This window comes from Endozoicomonas sp. YOMI1, from assembly GCF_024606345.1.
Lineage (GTDB): Bacteria > Pseudomonadota > Gammaproteobacteria > Pseudomonadales > Endozoicomonadaceae > Endozoicomonas.
Map to the genome: position 1 here is coordinate 1 of NZ_JAHHPM010000525.1, position 21082 is coordinate 21082.

The 21082-nt window shown below is 49.3% G+C and carries 11 protein-coding genes and 1 pseudogene; 7 read left to right on the plus strand and 5 right to left on the minus strand.

Features of this window, described 5'->3' with window-relative positions:
- Positions 1-84: 84 nt before the first annotated feature.
- Positions 85-537: a protein YgfX gene (locus KDK15_RS18620; protein WP_257296896.1), complete on the minus strand. Its 453-nt coding sequence runs from the start codon at positions 535-537 to the stop codon at positions 85-87.
- Positions 524-790: a succinate dehydrogenase assembly factor 2 gene (locus tag KDK15_RS18625; RefSeq protein WP_257296897.1), complete on the minus strand. Its 267-nt coding sequence runs from the start codon at positions 788-790 to the stop codon at positions 524-526. The genes KDK15_RS18620 and KDK15_RS18625 overlap by 14 nt, the downstream gene beginning before the upstream one ends.
- A 122-nt stretch (positions 791-912) precedes the next feature.
- Here KDK15_RS18625 and KDK15_RS18630 point away from each other — a divergent pair, with 122 nt between their 5' ends.
- Positions 913-1959, plus strand: coding sequence for a folate-binding protein YgfZ (locus KDK15_RS18630; protein WP_257296898.1), 1047 nt, complete (start codon positions 913-915; stop codon positions 1957-1959).
- A 43-nt stretch (positions 1960-2002) separates the two neighbouring features.
- Here the strand turns inward: KDK15_RS18630 and KDK15_RS18635 are convergent, their stop codons facing one another.
- A complete protein-coding gene (locus KDK15_RS18635) occupies positions 2003-7738 on the minus strand; it encodes a transporter substrate-binding domain-containing protein (RefSeq protein WP_257296899.1) in 5736 nt (1911 codons plus the stop codon).
- A gap of 205 nt (positions 7739-7943) precedes the next feature.
- On the opposite strand from KDK15_RS18635, the gene KDK15_RS18640 reads away from it, so the two are divergent.
- From KDK15_RS18640 to recD, 4 genes are all read left to right on the plus strand, one after another.
- Positions 7944-8234 (plus strand): hypothetical protein, encoded by a 291-nt coding sequence (locus tag KDK15_RS18640; RefSeq protein ID WP_257296900.1) that lies wholly within the window; start codon positions 7944-7946, stop codon positions 8232-8234.
- Between the two features lie 79 nt (positions 8235-8313).
- The gene (gene recC, locus KDK15_RS18645; RefSeq protein ID WP_257296901.1) at positions 8314-11661 is read left to right on the plus strand and encodes an exodeoxyribonuclease V subunit gamma; all 3348 of its coding nucleotides are present in this window, start codon (positions 8314-8316) and stop codon (positions 11659-11661) included.
- A complete protein-coding gene (recB, locus tag KDK15_RS18650; protein WP_257296902.1) occupies positions 11658-15374 on the plus strand; it encodes an exodeoxyribonuclease V subunit beta in 3717 nt (1238 codons plus the stop codon). The genes recC and recB overlap by 4 nt, the downstream gene beginning before the upstream one ends.
- The gene (gene recD / locus KDK15_RS18655; RefSeq protein ID WP_257296903.1) at positions 15368-17371 is read left to right on the plus strand and encodes an exodeoxyribonuclease V subunit alpha; all 2004 of its coding nucleotides are present in this window, start codon (positions 15368-15370) and stop codon (positions 17369-17371) included. Before recB ends, recD begins: the two co-directional genes overlap by 7 nt.
- Positions 17372-17440: 69 nt before the next feature.
- On the opposite strand, the gene KDK15_RS18660 is transcribed toward recD, so the two are convergent.
- A complete protein-coding gene (locus KDK15_RS18660) occupies positions 17441-18676 on the minus strand; it encodes a dicarboxylate/amino acid:cation symporter (RefSeq protein WP_257296904.1) in 1236 nt (411 codons plus the stop codon).
- 332 nt (positions 18677-19008) lie between these two features.
- Between KDK15_RS18660 and KDK15_RS18665 the strand changes: the two are divergent.
- Positions 19009-19589, plus strand: a pseudogene (locus tag KDK15_RS18665) (Na+/H+ antiporter NhaC family protein).
- Here KDK15_RS18665 and KDK15_RS18670 read toward each other — a convergent pair.
- Positions 19571-19705, minus strand: a complete 135-nt coding sequence (locus KDK15_RS18670) for a hypothetical protein (protein ID WP_257296905.1) — start codon at positions 19703-19705, stop codon at positions 19571-19573. The pseudogene KDK15_RS18665 and the gene KDK15_RS18670 sit on opposite strands and share 19 nt — an antisense overlap.
- Positions 19706-19767: 62 nt before the next feature.
- Between KDK15_RS18670 and ansA the strand changes: the two genes are divergently transcribed.
- Positions 19768-20781 carry an asparaginase gene (ansA, locus tag KDK15_RS18675; protein WP_257296906.1) on the plus strand — a complete coding sequence of 338 codons (1014 nt, stop codon included), beginning with the start codon at positions 19768-19770 and terminating at the stop codon, positions 20779-20781.
- Positions 20782-21082 lie beyond the last annotated feature (301 nt).

Genomic DNA, 21082 nt, shown 5'->3' on the forward strand with positions numbered 1-21082 from the left:
TTTTATCCTCAATTTCTCGCAATCCTCGCTACGGGCGCTATTCTCGGACAGCCTCATAGGCCGGACTGTTACACTGGGCTGCAACTATACATGCCCCTGATCCTTTCCATCGAACAGAGAGTGAGACTCAAGCATCAACCTCAGCCTGAAACCATGCAACTCAACAGGGTCTGCACTGTCTGGAAACAGAATCAGGTAGGAAGGATGCCGCTTCCCCTCAACTTTCAACTTAAAGCAAATCAACATTGAGGTGACAACAATTTCCCCCTCAGGCCAAGCGCGATACCAGCCACCGGCAAGATTCACCCGCCATTGGTCTTCCAGCAAACGAATTGCAGAAATACTGGCCGGAAGCTTTTGAGCAATAAATTGAAGGTAGTGTCGATAGAAATGTAAGGCGAGAGCCATGGCCAGGGCAAACTTGATTACAGGCCAGACTGAACAAAGCCACAGTGCAATAATAGCGGCACCGTGGCTGATAAGCATCAAAACAAGGTGGTAACGGGAACTTCTTACATTAACTTCACAAAGACTCATCTTTGTAGCGCCCACGCTCCAATACTCTATCAACCATACGGCTCAGAGCCTGATCTTCAGGCCTTGTATCACTCATAAACCAACTGAAGAGATCCGGATCTTCACACTCCAACAGGCGAACATAGGTTAGCTGATCAGCCTCACTCAAGTCAGACAGCGCCTCCCTGGTAAAAGGCTCCAAAAGCACATCAAGCTCAAGCATCCCACGACGACTTCGCCACTGCAGGCATTTCAATTCATTTTCACCCAGCATATTAGAATAACTCCTATTATGGATTTTGCCGGTTATTATACCTTTAAATTCGCAGCAATAATCTTCTATTATGCCAGCATCTATTAAATTCAATTGCGGCAACCAGATAACAAGGTAATCAGATGGCCACCGACTGGAAGACCTACTTAACAACTCAGGGCGCTGTTTATAAAGAAGAGCGGTTGACGGGCTTTGCCAAAACACCACAAGCACTTGATGAAAATTCTGTCTCAGTACTCTCTGGCCATGGCTTTATCAGAATCGACGGCACCGATCGCCAGAAGTTTTTGCAGGGGCAAATTTCAACACATATGCTTCAACTTGCTACTCATCACTACAGCACCGGAGTGGCATGCACTCCTAAAGGACGGATGTATACCAATTTCAAAATCATGGACAGTGGTGAAGTATACCTGTTGACTATGAACTCAGGTCTTACTGGAACCACTCTCGAAACGCTGAAAAAGTACGCGGTTTTTTTTAAGGTTAATCTCACCAATCAACCAGACCACGTTGTTCTCGGCCTGTCCGGAGCAAATATCAACACCCTGCTGACCAAAATTTTCCCCGACTCATCGCTTCCAGAGCAAAATGAAGTCATCAAAGTCTCCAGCAATGGCTACCTGATAAAAGTCCCTGGTATCAGAACTCGCTATGAGCTTTGGCTTCATCAGGATGACCTTCCTTTGTTTTGGCCAGAACTTACCAAAGAGCTTACACCTGCAACGGAAGATTTCTGGGAGTTACTGAATATTGAGTCAGTAATTCCAGAGCTTTGTCAGGAAACCATCGATAAATACATCCCCCAACATCTCAATCAACCTTCCCTTGGCGGAGTCAGCTTCAGAAAAGGGTGCTATACCGGGCAGGAAATTGTGACCCGGATGCAAAACCTTGGGCAGCAGAAAAGCCGGTGTTACTGGTTGAGCCTGGAAAACGCCGAAGAACCTGACGTTAACACCCGACTTTACAACAGTGATGGCAAACCTATTGGTGAAGTCATCCAGCGTACCCGCAATGTCGAAAACGACAACGTTGAATTACTGGCTGTTATCCGGATTGAAGCGGCTGAGGCCAACGATGTATTTCTGGATACAGAAAAAAGCCAACAACTGCAGGTTCATAAAATACCCTATGCAATAGATACCAAGGCCGAGCTGCAAAAATAGTAGCCAATGTTATTCACCCAGAGTCACTCCCGACTCTGGGTAATCAGCTGATATTCTTTTTGATTTCCACCAGCAGCCCATAGGCTTCGTCAAAGTCGTAACTGATAACAGCATCCTGAAATAACGTCAGCTCTTTCTGGTCAATCTGATCTTTCAGCCCTTGAATGAGCGTTGGCAGGAGAGAAACCACATCCACATCGCCTTCACTGAGCTTTTGCTCCATCTCATCAAGCAGTTCATTCAGTTCACCAACCGCAATAGATCCTTCCCCGGCGGGTTCTAAACCTTCTTTAACCGGAGGCAAATGTTCAAGGCTTTCCATCACCTGCTCAAAGGCCAGGACAAACGAGTCCATCAGGCTATTGTCGGGCATTTCACATTGTCTGCGTAAACTATGCTCAAGTTGAGAAGCCTGATCATGCAGGCTGTTTGCCCCTAAATTACCGGCAACACCTTTCAATGCATGTATCAACTGGCAAGCCTCATGCCATTTACCGGTTTCCAGAAGCCTCTGTAATCGGATCAGATCTTCCCGCTGGCCATGATAGAAGTCTGTCAACAGCTTTTCATAAAGCGCCCGGTTTCCCTGCAGCCGCTTCAGACCGTCGTCGACATCTATTCCCGGCAGTTTCAGGCAGGACATACTCTCTGATGCCTGTGGCAAAGCAACAGGCTGAAGCACATCGGTTTCTCCTACCTGCAACCAGTGACGCACCATCTGTTTGAGGGCATCAGGACTTAATGGTTTGGAAATATGATCATTCATTCCAGCCTGCAGGCAGCGCTCTCGATCACCGGTCATGGCATGTGCGGTCATGGCAATGATAACCAGCTTATCTTTGCCAAGCTTGCGCCTGATTATCCGGGTTGCCTGATACCCATCCATTTCAGGCATCTGAATGTCCATAAAGACCAGATCAAAGTCTTCGCGCCTCACTCGCTCAACCGCTTCGGCACCGTTCGTGACCATGATCACCTCAAGTCCCATGCCCTGCAACAGTTCACGGGCAACCTGGCGGTTGATTTCATTATCCTCAGCCAGCAGTATGCGGCCTTTAGGCATAATCTCGCAAAATCGAGCCTCTTCGATGATTTCAGTTTTCCGATTATTCTGACACTGCAAAATACGCAGAATAGTCTCCACCAAAACGCTGTGATTGACCGGTTTAATCAGAAAAGCATCCACTGCACCTGAAGCCCTTGCCATCAGTTCTTCCCGACCATAGGCCGAAACCATAATTAGCCTGGGTTCAATGGCAAGATTGAGTTTATGAATGCTTTCTGCCAGTTCAATGCCATCAATATCAGGCATTCTCCAGTCAAGCAGTACCAGGGAAATAGCCTTATCATCACCAGAATTTTTCTCGTTAAGCAACGCCAGCGCTTCATCACCATGGTCACTTTCCAGGGTTTCGCACCCGGATGTTTGCAAATGACTGATCAAAAGTGCTCTTGCTTCCGGGTTATCATCCACCACAAGTACACGAACCCCGGCAAGGGACTGTTCCAGTACCTGAGCCTGATGGGCAACCCCCAGTTCAACGGTAAAGCAAAAAGTACTGCCCTTGCCGGGTTCTGAGTCAACAGAGATATCTCCGTTCATCATGTACACAAGGTTTTTACAGATAGCCAGCCCCAACCCGGTACCACCAAACTTCCGGGTTGTAGACCCATCAACCTGAGAAAATGACTGAAACAACTTACTCTGCTGCTGTTTACTGATACCGATACCCGTATCGGCAACCGAGAACTGAAGTCTGACCACATCCTGCCTGCTGCAGATCAACCTGGCAGACACATTCACTTCCCCTTCACTGGTGAACTTGAGCGCATTATGTGTCAGGTTGATCAGTATCTGCCCAAGCCGGAGCGGATCACCCCGTAGATGCCTGGGAACATCAGACTGAATATCGTAAGTCAGTGTCAGGCCCTTTTCCCTGGCCTTGATACTGCTGAGGTTATAGACGTTGTCAAAAACGCCCCCAAGGTCAAACTCAATATTTTCCATATTGAGTTTGCCAGCTTCAATTCTTGAGAAGTCAAGAATATCGTTGATGATACCCAGAAGGTCATGGGCGGATGTCTGGATTTTACTGATGTAATCCCGCTGCTGATAAGAAAGCCTGGTTTCCTGAACCAGATGACTCAAGCCAATAATGGCATTCATCGGCGTACGGATCTCATGGCTCATATTGGCCAGAAAATTACTTTTCGCCTGATTGGCCAGGTCAGCGACTTCTTTTGCCTTATGTAACGCTTCTTCAGCCTGTTTTCGATCGGTAATATTGCGACCAGAAGCAAACAGGTACCCTTCTCCCTCATACTCCATATAGTTCGCAGTGACCTCTACCGGAAAAACAGTGCCATCGGATGTTTTTCGCAGCGTTTCATAGGTCATACCTTTTCTCAGCACCAGCTGCTCCCAGAGCTTTTTCCAGGAACTCCGGGTAACCGCCGGGTTAATGTCCATGATGGACAGTTTCAATAACTCTTCCTGGGAAAACCCCAGGGCTTTACAGGCAGACTCATTGACATACTTGTGGTAGCCATCCCTTCTGAACCAGTGAATATGATCACCGGCACTATCAAGGGAGAAACGAGCCATCGATAGCTCACGTTCACGTTCAATCTGGTGAGTAATATCCACCGTTGTACCAATGACCCGCACTGGTTTACCCATATCATCCCTGAACACCACCTTCCCTTTATTGCGAACATTACAATAACTCCCGTCTTTTCTACGGATACGGTAAACAAACTGGAACGAGTTATCGGAAGTCTCCAGCTGGTGCTCAAAAAAATGAATGGTTGAAATTTTATCCTCTGGATGAAGCTGCCGTCGCCAGGTCCGGATATTGCCCAACAGTTCCCCGGGCTGGTAACCAAGCATGGTTTGATATCGGGGGCTTAAATACATGTTATCCCTGATGACATCCCAGTCCCAGAGACCATCGGAAGCCGCATCCATTGCCAGCTGATAACGCTCCTCACTGACTCTTAAGGCATCTTCAGCATTTTGACGATCACGGGCAACCGCCACCAGCTCCCCCATTCGATGAAGCAGATCCATTTCATGGATATAGACCTGGTATTTTTCGGGAATATTGATCAAACCAATGCCGCCAACCACACGGCCAAACAGCAACATAGGGGCATAGACCGCAATGGAAACCCCCAAACCATCGAGAATGGCAGCACCTTCAAGGTCACCCTTGTGCAAAATTTCATCACGAACCAGAATGTTGACCTGATCCTTTTTCACCTCGCCATAAACACTGGTAAAGTCATGGTCAAACAATGGCCCAAAGGCTACAGGATCAGGATCAGGCCTGCATGACCAATAATGCTCAACACGAGCCCGGGGCTCCCAGGAGAAGATGCAAACGGCTTCAGCGTTGAGATAGCTCCCAAGCTGACTCAGAAAATAGTCATTGGCCCGATGAACCGGCTGATCCACGAAATGCCTGGAAATATCACTCAGAAGGCGGTCCAGTTCTGAACGAACCCGAAGCCCTTCTTCTGCCTTTTCACGGTCAGCAATCTCTATGGTCAAACGACGATTCCAGTAAACAATAAGAATCAATGTGACCAGAATCAATACCAGACCAATAAACAACTCTTTATTAGGCCGCCACATGCCTCCCTGAATCGAAAGCCAGCTGCTTTCAAGAGCCTCCCGGTCTTCCGGAGTAATTGTATCAACCGCTTTTTCCAGAATAGAGGCCAGTTCAGGAGAGCTGTTTCTCGATGCCATACTGAAGTCATAGTTAAAACCCGCTTCAGCAACGACCTGCAAGTTGGTTATTTTCATGCGTTCTATTTCATAACTTGCAGAAGCCAGGTTAACAACCATGGCATCAAGAACTCCGCTGGCAACCTGATTCAACCCTGTGGCAATATCCGGCATACTGACAAAATTGATGCCCGGGTAGTTCTGCCGGAAGATTTCATAAGTGACATAACCTGGCGTAAAGCCAACCCTTTTCCCATTTAAATGGCCTGGAGAACGGATGCTTTTGTCGGAATCACGGGCGAGGATCACGGCAGGCACACTGACAAATGGTTTGGTAAAATTCAGATAACGGCTGCGCTCTTCCGTTTTCTGCAACATCGCAACGGCATCAACATCATGCCGATAAGCCTGAACCAAAGCATTTGTCCATACGGGATCCTGATGAAGCTGAAAGGTTATGCCCAGCCTATCTTCCAACAGCTTGAGGTAAGCTATGGCCATTCCCTGCCATTGCCCTCTGCTATCAATATAAGAAAACGGAGGTTTATTATTATCAACCATAACACTGATTACCGGATTTTCACCTAACCAGTGGCGCTCAGAATCACTCAGTTCAACCACAGAACCACTGCGGCGAAAATAGCGATCTCTACTACTGATAATCCAACGGTTTTCAATGGCACGGTACTCATCCGGAGTGATTGCCCGAAAGCCATTGTTCAACTCCGGCAATAAGTCCGCAGACCTGTTCAGTAAAAGGCCAGCACCAACCGCCTCATTCAGATTAAAGTACTCGCTGGAGTTCACCTCGCCCACCAGACCATGGCGATTCAGGGCTGACTGGACAATCACAGGCTCGCTAAGAAATGCGTCTATTTCTCCAGAGAAAAGGCTTCCAATCATCTCGGAGACACTGCTATGTTCAATTGGATAAGCATCTGGCAACCAGCGGCGAACGAACTCCTCCGGGCTTGAAGAACTGATCACACCCAGCTTTTTACCATTTAACTCCGCCCCGGGATCACCCAGTTTGCTGACAGGGCGAAAGTAAATTCGAGTATTCAAACCATAATAGGGATTTGACAGCGCCATCCATTGGCTTCGTTCCATCGTCGGAGACACTGCAGCAATAACGTCGACCTTACCTTCTTGCAAAGCATCAATGTTTTCACCGATAGGGCCCACTCTGAATTTAATCGGTGTTCCTGTTTTTTCTGACCATAAATTCCAGATATCAACAAACAGGCCTGAGGGTTTACCCAGTGCATTGATAAAAGACAGCGGAGCAAAGTCGGCCTCCAGGGCAACAACCAGACTTTCAGGGTTACAAGGCGTAAACCTGAACAACTCTTCAATAAGATCCGCTTTGTCCTGATCAGAAATCTTCGCCAACCCATGTTCAATAACACGCACAAGATCCGCTCGACCCGGGGCGATAACGGCCTTAACTTCAATGGGTTGCAAAGGGGTTGGCACCACCTGATAGTCATCTTCAACACCCATATTTTTCAGGTAGTAGCTCAAGCTTGCACGGCCGCCAAGTATCGCATCGACCTCACGATTGGATGCTGCTACGGCCATTGATGAGTTTGAAGTGAAGGGCACAACAACAGCTTCTGCATTAAATTTTTTGAGATAGGGCTGACAGCAATAACCTTTGATATAGCCGACCCGGAGTTTCGCAAGTATCTCCTCAAAGCTACTAACCTGACGGCTTTTTTTTACAAAGAGAACAGGAACAAACGAATGAATCGGTACACTCTCCAGACCATTCTTGCGCAACTGATCTTGCAGACCCGATGGCGTGTAAGCCAGAACATCAACTTCGGAACCCTTTAGCTGCGCCTCAATTTTTTCCGGAGAAGACGCCACAAACTGTATATCAACGTTGCTTTTTTCCGACCATAGTTCCCAGAGGTCATGAAACACACCATCGGCCTCTCCCTCATTATTGGTAAACATCCAGGGCGCATCATCGGTAAAATAAGCAATTTTGATTGGCTTTTTCTTACCTTCTGCATAAAGCCCTGTACTGATAGGCAACATCAGGAAAAACAGCAGGAGTGATATCAAAGTCCATGAAATTGTTCGGAAATAACGGCTCAGTGCGAAGGGCATAGTAATTCGGGATAAGTCAGGGAACCGGAAAGCGGGCTTATCTTACCCTGTATCAAGACAATCACCTATCAAAGAAAAGGTAAATTCGGTTATTTGCTAAAATAACCGTGAGAATAACTATCAGGTAAATACCATGGCTACCGAACAATTATCCACTGAACAACTTGATGCCAGTAAAAAAGCCATTGCCCAGGCTAAATCATTGATGGATTCAATGAAAATACTGAAGAAAAAGTTGCATCTCAGTGATGGCTGCGGGCAACGCTTCCTGCAAAAGACCAATCCTGACCTCGCGCTGTTACAAAAAGCCGAACAGGAGATTAATGAAGCATACAGCGGCAAACCGGGGAATAGTCAGAAGACCAGCGCAAAAAATAAAACGGGTTTGTTAAACAATATTCTTCGCAGAGGAGGACAGGCCTGAGATTCCACCAATTCGGTTGACAGCATGGTGGATAGCGCCGACAGTAGCCTTATCTATCGGTTAATGACGACGTTTCCCTGTGCTGACCATATACCATTCCAATCATCTGGATGTGCTTAAAGACCTTCTGGTCGAGCTTTTTCGCCAAAACCCTCCGACCAACCCCCTGGAAGATGAACAGATTCTGGTACAAAGCCCCGGGATGGCCCAGTGGCTCAGGCTGGAACTGGCGAAAGGACTGGGTATAGCCGCCGGTATCAATTTTCCCCTGCCGGCAAGTTTCCTCTGGCAAATGTATACCCGCATCCTGCCGGAAGTTCCACGCCGATCCGCTTTCAATAAGGAGTCAATGACCTGGAAGCTGATGGATCTCCTTGACTCCATGAAACACGATCCGGACTTCTTTTCATTAACCCAATACCTGGCGAGTGATGATGACGACATTCGAAAATTTCAGCTATCCGGGAAAATTGCTGATATTTTTGACCAATATCTTGTCTATCGCCCTGACTGGATTCTGGACTGGGAACAGGAGAATGATACTCCCTTAATTACCTCTGACCAGCCCTGGCAGCCCAAATTATGGCGTGCCCTGGTCACAAGAATCGCTGAACTGGGGCAATCTCCCTGGCACAGAGCCAATATGCACCACCGCTTTCTTCAGGCAGTGGCCGATAAAAACTGCAGTTCACAGCTGCCACGGCGGTTGTTTGTCTTCGGTATTTCTGCCCTGCCACCGCACTTTGTCGAATCCATTGAGACAATGTCCAACCAGTGCGATGTCCATTTAATGGTCGCTAACCCCTGCCAGCACTACTGGGGAGATGAACGGGATCCAAAATATCTGCGCAAGCTGGCAGCCCGTAAACTGCTCGATCAAAAGAAGCAGGACAGCATTAAACATCAGAAGAATGAACATCAACAGCAGGATAAAGGCTGGTTCAGTAAGGAGGGACTCTCTCTGGAGAACCTGGACTCCATTGGCAATCCACTGCTGGGCTCAATGGGCAAGCTTGGCAGAGACTACTTCCACCAGCTCCATGGCCTGAATGCTTTTGATATCGATGTCTTTGTCAGCGACCACAAAGATACTTTGCTGGGCAATCTGCAAAAGGACATCTTCGAACTGCACGACCGGACAGCCCGGGGTCAGAAAACGGCGATGCAAACCGACCAGTCTCTGCAATTCCATAGCTGCCATAGCCCACTCAGAGAGGTGGAAATACTTTATGACCATCTGCTTGATATGTTTGAACAGAACCCGGAACTGACACCCAAAGACATTGTCATCATGCTGCCGGATATCGACAGCTATACCCCGTGGATTCAAGCCGTATTTGGCAGCGTGGATGACCAGCGCCGTATCCCCTATGCCATTTCAGATGTCAGTGCAAAAAACGAGCACCCGGTTCTTTCCGCATTCCTCAAACTGCTGGAGCTGGACAAAAGCCGCTGCTCCGCCCCGGAGCTTATGGAGCTGCTGGAAGTACCCGCCATTCAATACCGTTTCAACCTGGCAACAGCTGACCTGGACATTCTGAGACAATGGACCCATGAGTCTGGTATTCGCTGGGGTTTAACCCCTGCCCACCAAACCCGATTTGACCTGCCAGAACTGCAGGCTAACTCCTGGTCGTTTGGGCTCAGAAGAATGCTGTTGGGCTATGCCATGCCAGAGAATACCGGCGTCTATGATGATATTTTGCCGATGGACGCGGTTCAGGGCATGAGTGCAACACTGGCGGGCTATCTGGCCAGTTTTATTGATAGCAGCGAGCAATTACTCAATGAACTGGATAACACACGAACCATTGAACAATGGATCCAGTTCACTGATCAGCTGCTGGATCGTTTTTTCCTTACCCGCTCGGAAGAGGATGAAGCAGCGCTCACACTGGTCAGGGATACCCTGTCTCACCTCTATGAACAGCTGCAGGAGGCAGGGTACCACCAACCATTATCACGCAGTGTCTTTATCAGTTATCTGACTGATCGGCTGACACAGGAGCGCAGCAGTCAGCGATTTCTGGCAGGCCAGGTCAATTTCTGCACATTAATGCCCATGCGCTCCATCCCGTTCAAGGTTGTCTGTCTGCTGGGTATGAATGACGGTGCCTATCCCCGCAGTATTGCCCCGGCCGGATTTGACCTGATCGCCCGGCATGGCAGGCGTGGTGACCGCTCACGTCGGGTAGACGACCGTTATCTGTTCCTGGAGGCTCTGCTTTCTGCCCGGGATACCCTTTACATCAGCTATGTTGGCCGACGGATACAGGATAACAGTGAGCGCATACCTTCCGTACTGGTCACCGAGCTGCTCAACTACTGCGAGCAGGGTTTTGGCCTGAAATCAAAGCAGCTGGTTATTGAACATCCTCTGCAGCCGTTCAGCCACAGAAACTTCTTGAATCAGCCTGAACCAGACCAGACAGGGCACACTTTTTACAGCTACACCCATGAGTGGTTACCGGCAGCCAGTCGCGCTGAAGAAAGGCCAGCCCAGTTTATTCAGACGCGTCTAACGGATGAAGAAGGCGTTAACCTCAATGAAGTGGAGCTTGCCGAGCTATTGAGATTTTACAGCAACCCCTGTCGCTACTTTTTTAACCGCCGCCTGAAAGTCTATTTCTCCCTTCAGGACCAAGCCCTTGAGGAGACTGAAACATTCGCCATGGATCCGCTGGAGAACTACCGGCTGAAAGTCGGGATACTTGACAGTCTGATTAGCGAAGAAGCCCCCGAACGCCTTGTCAGTCGGCTGCAATCTTCCGGCAAGCTGCCACACTCCGCTTTTGGCCAGATCCTGCTGGATGAGCAGATAAAAGACCTTACACCAATGGCTGACAGGTTAAGCGTTCAGTTGGAAAATAGTGCTGAAGACCGGGAAGTGAACCTGCAGATCCCCCACCTCGAATGCCAGCACCCTGCGATTCATCTGACCGGCTGGCTGAAAGGCTTTTCTGCGTCCGGCATGCTTCGCTACCGCCCCGCCAGTTTTAAAGGTAAAGATCTGATCAGGAGCTGGATTGAGCACCTGTGTCAGTGCATGACCGGGAATCCAACAGTGACCCGTATTCATGACCCGGAAAAAGAGCGCCTGTTGCCGGTCATCCCAAAACAGGCAGCAGAACAACACCTGTCCACACTGATTCATTATTTCCACTTGGGTCAGAACCTACCGCTTCCCTGGTTCCCGGAAACGGCCTATAGCTGGCTCAGGGCTGATCCGGATGATAACCCGGACAAAGCAGAAAAAGCCGCCGAAAAAGCCTTTGCCGGGGATGACTTCCATTTACGGGGAGAATGCAGTAATGACTATATACAGCGGATCTACCCTGAGTTAACACCAGTATTCACGGAAATGACCAGCCTTACCAGAGAGATTATGGCCCCTGCGTTTAACTGTCTGCAGGAGGAACAGCCATGAGCCAACAGCCAGCAGCCAACAGCCAACAGCCAACAGCCACCGACCAGCCCCGTCTGGTTCCGGAAACCCTGGATCCACACGCCCTGCCGCTACATGGTATTCGCCTGATCGAAGCCAGTGCCGGCACTGGCAAAACCTACACCATTGCGAATCTCTATCTTCGCATACTGCTGGGGCATGGCAGCGATAAGACACAACATGAAACCCCATTAACCGTTGATCAGATACTGGTGGTTACCTTTACCGAAGCGGCCACGGGTGAGTTGCGGGATCGTATCCGGGCCAGAATTCACCAGACCCGGGATGCCTTTATTGCAGGCAAATCCAGCGATCCATTTATTCAGCAGCTGATTCAGGATATGGATCAGCCAGAACAGTGTCAGGCACTGCTGCTGGCCGCAGAACAGCAGATGGATGAGGCGGCGATTTTCACCATTCACGGTTTCTGTCAGCGCATGCTGAAACAGCATGCGTTTGAAAGTGGCACTCTATTCTCGAGTGAACTGATTACTGATACTGAGCCCATGTTGCAGCTGAGTGCTGCGGACTACTGGCGCCGGAATTTCTATCCCCTGGAAAAACCGCTGGTAAAACTGATCCGAAAGCTCTGGAAAACACCCAACGACCTTCTGAGTCATGTGCGCAGCTGGCTGCCCCTGTCAGATCTGAAACTGGCTGGAGACCAGGTGCCAGAATCCATGGAGGAGTTCAGCAGGGTCTATCTATCAGCCGCCAAAGAATTGAAGACACTCTGGCAAAACGATCAGGACACCATCGCGGACCTATTGCGTAACTGTGGCCTGCGTAAAGACCGCAAACCGCTGAAACGTCTTGGCAATATGCCCGGGTTTCTTGCCTCTGACGATCTGATTCCCAATCTGGATAAAGACAGTTGGGAGATCTACGGCACCGAAGTATTACAGAAGAGCCTGTTAAAAACCGGACAGCTGCCCGAACACCCCATTTTCCGGAAAATTGATGAATTCCTGGATTTGCCGCTCTCCCTTAAGGAGGCGCTTCAGGGCCTGATCACCCGGGATGCACTGCAGCATATCAAATCCCAGCTGACACAATTGAAAGCAAGCCGTTATCAGCTCTCCTTTGATGACCTGCTGACCAACCTGGCCAATGCGTTGTTCCCTGAAGACAATGCCGGTGACGGTGAACTGCTGGCCCAGGCGATTCGCAGCCAGTATCGCATTGCCATGATTGATGAGTTTCAGGATACCGACCCTCTCCAGTATCGCATTTTCAATAAGATCTACATGGAAGGCGGTGACCCCGGCGTCGGCCTGTTTATGATCGGCGATCCCAAACAGGCCATCTATGCCTTCCGTGGCGCCGATATCTTCACCTACATGCAGGCCAGACAACAGGTACACAGTCATTACACGCTGACTACCAACTGGCGTTCAAGCGATGCCATGGTGTCTGCGGTGAATACCATATTTCAGCATTCGGCAACTCCCTTTATCTACAACGACAGCATCCCTTTTGAACCCGTTCACCCATCACCGGGTGCCTCGCAGAAGCGCCTTTATCATGAGGGGGAAGCACTACCGGCAATGACCCTGTGGCTGCAGCAGCCCGTTGATGGAGCAACCATCAATGCCGAGAGTTATCTGGATACCATGAGCCAGGCAACCGCCACCGAGATCAATCGCCTGCTCCTCGCCGCAGACCGTGGAAACTGCCAGATTCACAATGGCGACCGGCAAACACCTTTACAGCCCGGTGATATTGCCGTACTGGTTCGCAGTGGCCGACATGGCCAGAAGATTCGCGAGGCATTGGCCGCACAGAATATCGCCAGTATTTACCTGAGCAACCAGGACTCGGTATTTGCTTCACGGGAAGCGTCTGACCTGGAAAAAGTCCTTCAGGCCTGCCTGCAACCCACCAGCGAACGGGTGTTGAAAGCGGCACTGGCAACCGCTCTTTTCCACCTTGATGCCCGGGCCCTGGATGCACTCAATGTGGATGAGCAAGCCTGGGAAAGCGCGGTAGAAGAGTTCACTCACTATGGCGAACTCTGGCGGAACAAAGGCATCCTGCCCATGTTGCGGCAGCTTATCTTTCACCGGGAAATCGCCGAACGACTGCTCTCATTTCAGGATGGGGAACGACGTCTGACCGACCTGCTGCACCTGGGCGAGCTGCTGGCGGCGGCCAGCCTTGAACAGCAGGGAGCATCCGCCCTGGCTCGCTGGTTTTCCGAACAGATCACCAGACCTGATCAAAACGCCGATGATCAGCAGTTGCACCTGGAGAGCGAGCGGAACCTGGTCAAGATCATTACCATTCATAAATCCAAGGGCCTGGAATACAAGGTGGTCTTTATCCCATTTCCATGCCATCTGCGCAAAGCGGATTCCCCCCTGTACCATGACCCGCAAACCAGTGAAACCTGGCTGGCATTAACACCATCGGAACAAGCCTCAGCGCTGTCAGAAAAAGAACGTCTGGCGGAAGACCTGCGCCTGCTCTATGTTGCCCTGACCCGTTCGGTCTACTGCTGCTACCTGGGTATGGCTCCCTACAAATCGGGAAGAGCCGGTAAAGAGGGTAAAACTGACCTGCACCAGAGTGCGATTGGTTACTTGCTCAACCAGGGCTCAGACATTGCCAGTCAGGATCTGAACCTGTTGCTGGAGCAAATGGCCGGGCATCAACAGATCATGGTTTCTGCACCACCAGCAGACACTCTCCCACCCTATGCTCCAGTGAATTCACAAGAAGAGTCCTTAAGCGCAAGGAATTTCACAGGAAATATTGAAAGAAACTGGTGGACCACCAGCTATTCGGCTCTTTCACGGCATGCATCACATCGCGCTGAATCACCAGCCGTTGCCAGTAATGAATCGCCGGGGTTTGATACTGATGCCATCAATGAACAACATACGGCCCGGGATAACCCACAGGCTGAAGCCGACCCTTTAAGCCTGTTCAACTTTCCTAAAGGAGCCCAACCGGGAACGTTCATGCACAGTCTGTTTGAGGAGCTGGATATGAACGCACTGCGCTCTGCAAAGAGTGACGCCTATCTCGACAGCTTTCTGGTTGATAGCCATGCCAGGGCCGGTTATGGCGAAGAGTGGCTGCCAGCCACCAAAGGTATGCTGTTAACTTGCCTGAACGCGCCGCTGGATGGAGGCAGTCTTCGTCTTATTAATCTGCCAGATTCCGCTCGACGGGTTGAAATGGAGTTTTATCTGCCTATCGAACAGCTTAACCCGCAGAGCCTCAACCGACTGATTGCTCAACACGACTCACTGAGCGCCAGAGCCGGGGAGCTGCAGTTCCACCGTATGAAAGGCATGCTGAAAGGCTTTATTGACCTGACCTTTGAATACCAGGGGCGCTGGTATGTGCTCGATTACAAATCAAACTGGCTGGGAAATAACATCAGTGATTATTCCAGGGAAGCCATGGAGAAAGTCATGATAGAGCACCGATACGATCTGCAATATCAGCTGTATTCTCTGGCATTGCACCGACTGCTCAAACAACGTTTACCGGATTATGACTATGACCAGCATTTCGGTGGCGTTATCTATCTGTTTCTGCGCGGTGTTCAGATGAATGATCCTGAGCAACACGGCATATTCAGCCATAAGCCCTCTTTTCAACTCATCAATGGTCTGGATCAGCTTTTCCGTGGTGAAGATGGCAATGGTAAAGATAATCAAAAAGAGGAGCTGATAAGATGTTAAATCAGCTACAGATACTGAAACAGCAGGGAATTATTCGTGCCCTGGATTACCAGTTCGCCAAACTGATCCACGCCATGAATCCCGATCCATTGCTGACTCTGGCCGCCGCCAATGTCAGCTTTGAGCTGGGCCAGGGCAATGTCTGCATGTCTCTGGCATCGGACTTCAGCCTTTTTGGTCTGGATGGGCAGGAAAGCTTCGAACTGATGGATACCGTTGCCATGCCAAAAGAGCAGTGGCCAACCAGCCTCAAACAGACTCAGGTTGTGGGTGATGGCAATGAACCAACGCCTCTGGTTCTGGATGGTGGGCGTCTATACCTTTATCGGTACTGGCAATACGAACGCAGTGTCGCCCGTTTTCTCAACAGCAGAAGCACCGAAACACTGGATACCGATGAAGCTTTCTCGATTTTGCAGAGACTCTTTCAGAGGGATTACCACTTTGTGCTCCAACAGTGTAAAGGGAAGTCCGAAGCCGGTCAGAAAGCTGAACTTATCAAGTGGCTGGATATTGAGTCCGTTGATACGCTCGACTGGCAAGCCATTCTGGACTCGGTTGATCACGGGGCTGATACTGATACCCTTAATTCACTGATTCCCGAGTCGGCGTGCCTGAACTGGCAGAAGATTGCTGCGGCACTGGCGGCCAGTCGCTCCTTTTCAGTGATCAGTGGTGGCCCGGGAACCGGAAAAACCACAACCGTTACCCGACTGCTTGCGCTGCTCACAGAGCTGGGCCTGAAACGCCAATCCCCTCCGGATATCAAACTGGTTGCCCCAACGGGCAAGGCGGCAGCCCGCTTAACCGAGTCCATTGGTGGCGCACTGGCAAAAATAAACTGCAGTGAAACGGTAAGAGAAAAGATCCCTGCTCAAGCCGGAACACTGCACCGCTTACTGGGCGTCATTCCCGGAGAGACTGGATTTATCCATAATAAAAACAATCGGTTACACCTGGATATTCTGGTAGTGGATGAAGCTTCCATGATCGACCTGCCACTGATGAGCCACCTGCTGGAAGCACTGCCAGATCATGCCCGGTTAATTCTATTAGGTGACCGTGATCAGCTATCGTCAGTGGAAGCTGGCAGTGTCCTCGGTGATATCTGTGCAGCAGCCAGCTTTGGTTACTCAAACGAACAACGCAATCTGTTGGAAAGGTTAACCGGGCATGATCTTGATAAAATGGAGCTTGCACAGACTAAGGCAAACCACGCCGTTTCCGACAGCCTTTGCCTGCTGCGCAAAAGTTACCGCTTTGACGCCCATTCAGGTATAGGGAGTCTGGCCAAAGCCGTAAACAACAATGATCTGCGATCTCTAAAGTCGGTATTTACCTCAGGCTTTGACGATATTGCGCGCTTTTCTAACGCTGGGGACCCAGGTTATCAGCAATTGATAGAGCAATCTGTTGAATCCTACCAGCACTACCTGGAACTCATTCAACAGAAATCAGAACCTCAGCATATTCTTGATGCCTTTAACCAGTTTCAGGTGTTATGTGCCCTGCGAAAAGGCTCCTATGGTATTTCAGGCCTGAACGAAGCAATACAAAAAACCCTGCAACAAAAAGGCCTGATTGAAGTGACTGGACAATGGTATGAGGGCCGCCCCGTCCTGGTCACCCGCAATGATCACGGGCTTGGTCTGTACAATGGTGATATCGGGATTACCATCAGAGGCTCTGATGGCCAACTCCGGATCGCTTTTCAGTTGCCGGATAAACAGGTCAGGCAGTTTCTACCCAGCCGACTTCCTGAGCATGAAACCGTTTTCGCCATGACAATTCACAAAAGTCAAGGTTCTGAGTTTGCGGATGTTGTCATGGTGTTACCGGATAAAGACAGTCCCATCATCACCCGTGAGCTAGTCTATACGGGTATTACCCGGGCCAAATCCAGGCTTACGCTCTTTGCCGAAATGGAAATCTTGATTAAAGCTGCAAAATCACCAACCAAGAGGCAGTCAGGCCTTTATCAGCGGCTGGTTCAATAAAAACCTGAAGATAACCACAGAGATCACAGAACCCGTAAACTTAGTGTGCTTTGTGATCTCTGTGGCTGATCAAACCACACTATTTTCAGGCTCATGCTTATTATCCTCATTGCTGCCGTCATCGTCACTGCTAAGCCCAAGGCACTGGCAAAGCCTTGAAAATACAATGGCGAAAGCACCATTTCCGCTGACATTCATGGCGGTACCAAAAGGATCAAATATCATATAAACGGCGGTAATTAACCCCAGCATCTCATCTGAAAAGCCCATCAAACTCTGTAAGATTGGCCCTACCACAAGAATGACGCCCCCCGGCACAGCGGCAACCGAAAATTTGGCCAGAGCATAGTAAAAGCCAAAGATGGCAAAACCCGCTAGATCAGGCATTGGGATATTAAAGGTATTCAGTGTCACCAATGCCAGAATAGTCAAACCGATCGCACTGCCAATGGTATGGATATTGATTGTTGCTGGCACGATGGTTCTTGCCATGATGAGATTACCAATATTTTTTTCGGTACTGTCTATTAAAACCGGCATAGTGGCTGCGCTGGAGACCGTGCTTAACCCCGTTAACCATGCAGGCAATATGTTACCCACGTAGGTTATAAAAACCCGAAACGAACACCTTGCTGCCACAAAAAAGTAGATAAACAGGTAAGCCAGCTGGGAAACAATAACCAGCAGCAAAATCCTGCCATAAGCCGAGATAGCCTGGCTCAAAATACCATCAGCATGGAGTTTGTAAGCAAATCCAAGGATGAAGAAAGGAAGTATCGGAATAAAGAGATGTTTCAGAAACCAGCTGGAGACATTACCGGCTCTAAAGGAAAGCTCCCTTAGCGGTTGAATATCCAGCAGGTTCACTAGCATGCCTGCAATAAACCCCACAATCAAGGCATTCATATTTGTGAATAAAGGGGGTAATTCAAACACCCACATGGTGGCCAGACCACTGCCGTCCAGAGCATCAAGGGTGATAGGCATTGATAACAGCGGCACCATAACACTGCCAATGGTATATCCGGTGAAAATGGCCGTGATATTGGAAGCAAACACCATGATGATCAACAGCAGGGCAAACAGCAGGGCATTCTTGCCCATTCTGGCGAGACAGGAGACCACAAAGCTGAACACAATAAATGGCAGAACAAAGACCAACAGTGACTTAATGGTCAGGCTCAGGGAGAAAAAAAATGACTTGACGTCATAGCTCATCCAGGGGGCTGTAAGAAAAGGGATTAACAGCACCACCAGAAGTATGGCTGGCAGTTTAACGTTGGCAAGATGCTCAATAATCTTCACGGAATCCCTCCTCCACAGTTATCACACTGGTCGTGATGAAAACATAGACTTTTTTTCTGTTTCGTCAAAATTTGACAGTCCTCCCAGCCTGAAACTTCATAATTTAGAACAAAAGTTCCAAAATACTTGTTACAGCGCATTACTTTTCACTTTTCCGAAGAGGCTGTAAGGGTTCGCCGTCATTTTCTGCCATAGATCAAAAAATATACCTGCCAAATCATTAAGATATGACCGCTCGATGCCTATATTTGAGGAAACTGTCAGCTAGCGCATTGATTAAATTAATAAACCCTCGGAGTTCATTCATGGAGCAGAAGATCAAGTTACCTTCTATGGGACAAGTGTCTCTGGTATTGGGTACCTTTCTGGTTCTCGCTTTTCTGGACAACATCCTGAACCGGGGCGGTATGGTTAATATGCTGGGTTCCGTTGCGGTTATTATCTTCGGCCTGGGCTTTGGTGGCCTGCTGGATAAGGTCGGCATCCTGGAAACCATCGCACGCACCTTTGAAAACCGTATCACCAATGAAGGCAACCTGACTGCCTACACTGTGGCTACTGCATCCTGGCCAACGTATTCGGTTCTGCCATGTACGTATCCCTGATCCTGACACCCAAGATCATGTCTGGTAACTACGATCGCATGGGGGTTGACCGTCGCATGCTCTCCCGTAGCTCTGAATTTGGCGGTACTCTGACCTCAGGTATGGTGCCATGGTCTGACAACGGTATCTTCATGGCTGGCCTGCTGGGGGTATCTACTTTCGCCTACGTGCCTTATATGTGGATGAGCTTCATCAGTATCGGTCTGGTTATTACCTTTGCTTATCTGGGTAAATTCCGCCCGGTGGATGACAAGTATGTGAAACAAGTGGAAGATCATTCAGTCCATGGTCAGATGGCTACAGCCTGATTACTCACTTCATCATTCATTCCCAGTGCCGCCCGGGTTGTCATCATCAGGGCGGCGTTTTTTTCAGCCTCTGCCAGATCAACCTGGCCATGCATTGAACTGATAGACTTGATCAAAGTCCATCACCCAATGACAATCGCCGTTTATACTATGAGGCTGATCTTAATCAGGAAAATTCATGAGCAAGAAAATCTACGTTGCTTACACCGGTGGAACCATTGGTATGCGCCCTTCAGATTCAGGCTATGCGCCAGGTGATAATCTGATGGGGCTGCTGGAAGAGAAGCTTTCTCCTGATGTGATGGCCAGCCTGCCAGCGTTCGAACTCTTTGAGTACCCTCAGCTGATTGACTCCAGCAATATCCGTCCGGATAACTGGCAGCAAATCACCGCTGATATCGCCAGCCGCTATGAGCAGTTTGATGGTTTTGTCGTCCTGCACGGTACCGATACCATGGCTTATTCCTGTAGCATGATTTCTTTTATGCTGCAAAACCTGCAGAAGCCGGTCATCTTTACCGGCTCCCAGATTCCTCTGTGTGAAGCCCGTACCGATGGCCTGGCAAATCTGGTTGGCGCCCTGACCATGGCTGCTGATGAGCGAATCAAAGAGGTTTGCCTGTATTTCAACGGTCGTCTGTTGCGCGGCAACCGCTCCCGTAAACTGAACGCCTATCTCTTTGATGCCTTTGACAGCCCCAACTATCCCTGGCTTGGCCGGGCAGATATCCATATAGAGCTCAATGAAACGCTCCTGTGGCAGCCAAAGGAAGCAGAAAAGTTTCAGCTTGAGTGCGACGGTGAAACCCATGTTGGCATTCTGCAGCTATTCCCGGGCATTAATGCCCAGTGGATGGAGTCTGCCCTGAATCAACCCATGGATGCCTTTATTCTTCGCACCTATGGTACAGGAAATGGACCAGACGCTGACCACACCCTGCTGGACACCTTTGCCAGGGCAACCGCTTCAGGAAAATTGATTGTTAACCTGACCCAGTGTCACCGGGGCACAGTTCACCAGGGTAGCTATGCAGCAGGCTCAGCACTGGCCAAAGCGGGTATTGTGGGAGGCCTGGATACCACTACCGAAGCCATGTTCTGTAAACTTCATCACCTCTACTCTCTGGGTCTCGGTACCGAAGCGGTTAAAGCCATGCTCAGTGTCAGTCTGGCTGGTGAAGTCTCTATCTGATAGCCATTTCTTCTTATGATAAGGATGTCCAGACCACCCTTATTTCTTCTCAGCTACCTGCTTCTTTCCTCAAAAATATCAGATGAACTTTTGCCAAAAAATTCTGTCTACTTGGGCATTAAATTCACAATTGCGAGGAGGAAACACGATAATGCTGACAGTTGAAATAAAAAGCAACGAACGCAACAAGCCCTTCTAGACTTGGCCTGTGCAGGTCTTTTGGTCGCAATAATACAGTCATTTCCCTGTTTCCAGGGTGGTGTATTGTATTTAGGACTGGCATAAAGGCAGCTTGAGCCTT